The organism is Gemmiger formicilis, from assembly GCF_024462815.1.
Taxonomy (GTDB): Bacteria; Bacillota; Clostridia; order Oscillospirales; family Ruminococcaceae; genus Gemmiger.
Window position 1 is genome coordinate 1 of sequence record NZ_JANGCG010000037.1, and the last position, 4,119, is coordinate 4,119.

Genomic DNA, 4,119 nt, shown 5'->3' on the forward strand with positions numbered 1-4,119 from the left:
ACCAACGGCGGCTGGGATACCGATTACCTGCCCATTTTGCAGAAAGACCGGCTGGTAGCCTCCGCCAAGATTACAGACGGAAAGCTGGCTTTTGCCAACCTGTACATGGGCCGCTACTATCTGGTCGAGCGTGCCACCGGGCTGGTGCTGCCCATTGACGGAAACGGAAAGCTGTATGTTACCGGGAAGTATCCGCAGCTGAACAAGAAGCTGGAACGCACCGGAAAGTACAGCGGCCTTGCCACCAAGGGCGGCGAATACACCGACTACATCTACAAAAACCAGTATTCTGCTGTGCCCGAGAGCCGCAAGCTGAACGGCAGCAAAGCGTGGGATGGGTATTACCTGTCCTACGCCAAAGGGTATCTCTGCGATGAGGTCAACCACTACAAAACGCTGACCTATGCAGATGAATCGACCTACCACATCCACGCCGAGCAGGAAAGCCAAGACGAAGTGCTGAAATCCGGCTTTGGTTTGCAGAAGTTGGTTTCGACCACCGGTCAGCCAAGCCCGGCACTGAAGCTGGAGGGTGCGGGCTTTACCGTTTACCGCATTTCCAAACTGAGCAAGGCCGCGCATTTCAAGCAGAACCCGGACGGCAGCTACGATGCACAAAGTATTTTGGACGCCTACCGCAAAGACAATTATGATAACGCCACACTAAAGTACGATTTCACCCATGAAGGACAAGCCATCGCCAATATGTTCGAGAGCAACACTGACACGGTCAACGCTTATAACTCGACCTTGACCGCAGACGGCGACTACGCCAACGGCAGGGGCAACGGCTGGATGCCCACGGATCAGCCCGCCGAGTATAAGCTGGGAGAAATGTTCACGAACGATGAGGGCATTTTCCGCGTGGAGGGCCTGCCGTATGGGCAATACCTTGTCGTGGAAACCACCATCCCCAAGGATGTGTTCCAGTGCGACCCGTTCATCGTGACAGTGGACACCAACAGCCCGCAGAGCCGATTTACAGTTCCTGCGGGCAGCGGCACCACCGCCAGCAACAATTATATGACCTTTAACGTGCTGGACGAGGAACTGGAAGGCTATTTGCAGCTCATCAAGACCGACACCGAAACCGGCAAGGCGGTCAAAATTGCCAACACAGCCTTTGCGCTGTATCGGCTGGATGAGAAAGACCGCAAAACCCGCATTTCCATGATCGACCCGGCCAGCGGCAACGCCACCAAGAAAACGGATGTGTTCTACACCGATGCAGACGGTCTTATGAAAACACCGGAAAAACTGCCGCTGGGACGCTATCTCATTGAGGAACTGCAAGGTCCGGAAGGGTACTATAACGATCCTGCCTACTCTGTGGAATTTGAAATCAAGTCTGACCGCGTCTGGCAGGTTGTGGGCAACGCCACCAACGACATGGACGAGTATATCGTGACAGAAAAATACTGCAACCACGAAACACTCGGTCAGCTTACCATTCGTAAGCTGGGCAATGTCTTGACCGATTACAAGGACGGTCAGTTCATCTACACGCAGGACAACCTCGCAGGCGCAGTGTACGAAATTCACGCTGCAGCCGACATTGCCACACCAGACCGCCAAGGCACTTACTGGTACAAATCCGGCGATTTGGTGGCAACTGTTACCACCGGCGCGAAGGGTCAGGTGGATGAAGTAAAATTCAGCCCCACCCGCACCCAATCTACCTACGATTTCTTGAAAATTACCCATGATGGCACCAAAGGCGAAGTCACCGTGACCCTGCCGCTGGGCAAGTACACCATTACCGAGGTTCAAGCGCCATATGGTTTTGTACTGACCCAGCAGAGCTACACTGTGGAATTCGGCTGGGACAACCAGAAAAATGACATTGTGCTGGCAAAAACCATTGTCAGCCACGAGCAGGACGGCAACAAGGAATGTTCGTACAGCATTGTGAATGTCAAGGACGCCTCGGATGCCCACAAGAATGGGCAGACACTTGTGTTTGAAAATGCGCGGGTGCTGCCCACGCCCGAAAAGCCCGGCGATAAAGTCAGCAAAATCGGTGTAGGCATTTACAAGCAGGACCGAGAGGCGCTGACCTATCTGCCCGGTGCGGTGTATGAACTCTACACCGTGGATGACATTTATTCCGCGGACGGTACAAAGCTGCTGGACGCCGGTACAAAGCTGGCCACCAGTAGCACAACCAACGCCAGCGGCTTTACTTGGTTCGATGTGGACATTCCCATCCGCGCAAAAACTTATCCGGATTCCGGCAACAGTGGCAGATACCGCATTGTGGAAATCACCGCCCCTGCGGGTTACCTGCTGGACAGTACCCCGGTGGATGTGGAGTTCACCTATGAGGGTCAGCAAATCGCGTGGCAAATCGTAGATGGTACAAACACCAACCTGCGCACCAGTGTGGACATTTCCAAGCAGGACATCACCAACGGAAAGGAGCTGCCTGGTGCAAAGCTGGAAATCCGCGATGCAGACGGCAATCTGGTGGAGGGCTGGACTTCCACAAAAACGCCGCACACCGTGCGAGGTCTGGAGCTGGAAAAAGCGTACACTCTGACCGAAACTCGTGCCCCGGACGGCTATGCCGAAGCCGAAAGCATCGTGTTCAAGCTGGTGCAGGAAGGTAACGAACAAAGCAATATCGTCTATGTGAAATCCGACGATGATTGGGTAAAACTCGACGATGCCACCGTCATCATGCAGGACGCGCCTGTGCTGGATATCGACAAGACCGACATTGCAGGAAATCTGCTGCCGGGCGCTACGCTGACGATCCGCGATGCGAATGATGAGGTCGTCGACACTTGGATAACCGACTACAAAACTCACCGTGTTCCCATCTCGGATCAATTTATCAAGCTGTCAGGCGAAACTAAGGAGTACATCTACACCCTGACCGAAGATGCCGCCCCGGCTGGCTTTGAAATTGCCGAATCGGTGCAGTTTAAGGTACAGCAGGCAGACGAAAATGTTTGCCTGTTCGTCCGCGAAAATGTGGATGCCGAATGGACACGCGCCGACAAGCGGTTAATTCAGATGATAGACGAAGCCACGCCCCGCGAAGAACCCCCCGCGCCCACGCCTGTTCCCACACCACAGCCGACGCCCGCCGCAACCCCAGTGCCAACTCCTGCGCCCACGCCGGTTATTACGCCGCACAAGATGCAGACCCTCCCGCAGACAGGAGATGGTTTCCCGTTGCTGGCTGTTGTAGTCGTGTCCCTTGCGTCTGCAACAGGTATCGTGCTGCTGACTGTTAAGAAAAATGCGCTGAAAGAAACTTCTGATGAGGAGGATGCCGATGAAAGTGCTGATCGTTGAACCCGGAAAATACCCCCGCGAAGCCGACATTGAGCACACCCTTGAAGCCGAGCAGGCAGTTGTCGGCGGCACCATCGAGGCCGTGTACCCTTGGAGGGATAGCGCCTGTATCGTCTGCAACGACAACGGCATTGCAGAAAACCTGCCGCTGAACCGTATGCTGGGCGACTATGACATCATCCACGGCACATTTTTCGTCTGCGGGCTGACCAGCAACGATTTTACTGACCTCACGCCCAAGCAGATGAAGCACTACGAAGAAATGTACCACGATCCGCAGCTGTTTTTCCTGCTGGGCAAGACCCTGTGTGTGGAACACACTACGCCGGAAGAATATACCCGCGTTATGGCTCCGCCGCCCAAAACAAAAGAATCCCCGGAGCGCTGATATGAATACGATACTCTTCGCCCGCAGCCCGCCTGCGGGCTTTTTTCTTTGTCCGAAATCATCCAACAAGCAAGGAGAAGAACTAATGAACGACATTTTTGAAAACACCGAAACCATGAAAGAAAACGAGCATCCTCGCTTTTACACCGCAGAATCCGTCATGCGCGGGCATCCCGACAAGCTGTGCGACCTCATTGCCGACAGCGTGCTGGACGCCTGTCTGCAGCATGATCCCGCCAGCCGCGTGGCCTGTGAGGTAATGGCAACCCACGGTCACATCATTGTGGCGGGCGAAATCACGACCAGCGCTAAGCCGGATGTGTTCAACATCGTCCGTGACACCCTGCGGGATGTCGGCTATGACCCGAAGGCGTACCAAATCGACTGCTACATCCACGACCAAAGCCCCGACATTGCGGGCGCTGTCG

3 protein-coding genes are annotated in these 4,119 nt (G+C 54.7%); all 3 read left to right on the plus strand.

Annotated elements, in window-relative coordinates:
• The coding region (locus NE623_RS14340; RefSeq protein WP_256273488.1) for an MSCRAMM family protein at positions 1-3,303 on the plus strand (3,303 nt) is incomplete at its 5' end.
• Positions 3,284-3,691 (plus strand): DUF3846 domain-containing protein, encoded by a 408-nt coding sequence (locus NE623_RS14345; protein ID WP_256273486.1) that lies wholly within the window; start codon positions 3,284-3,286, stop codon positions 3,689-3,691. The genes NE623_RS14340 and NE623_RS14345, both read left to right, overlap by 20 nt.
• Positions 3,692-3,776: 85 nt before the next feature.
• The coding region (locus NE623_RS14350) for an S-adenosylmethionine synthetase N-terminal domain-containing protein (protein ID WP_305146190.1) at positions 3,777-4,119 on the plus strand (343 nt) is incomplete at its 3' end.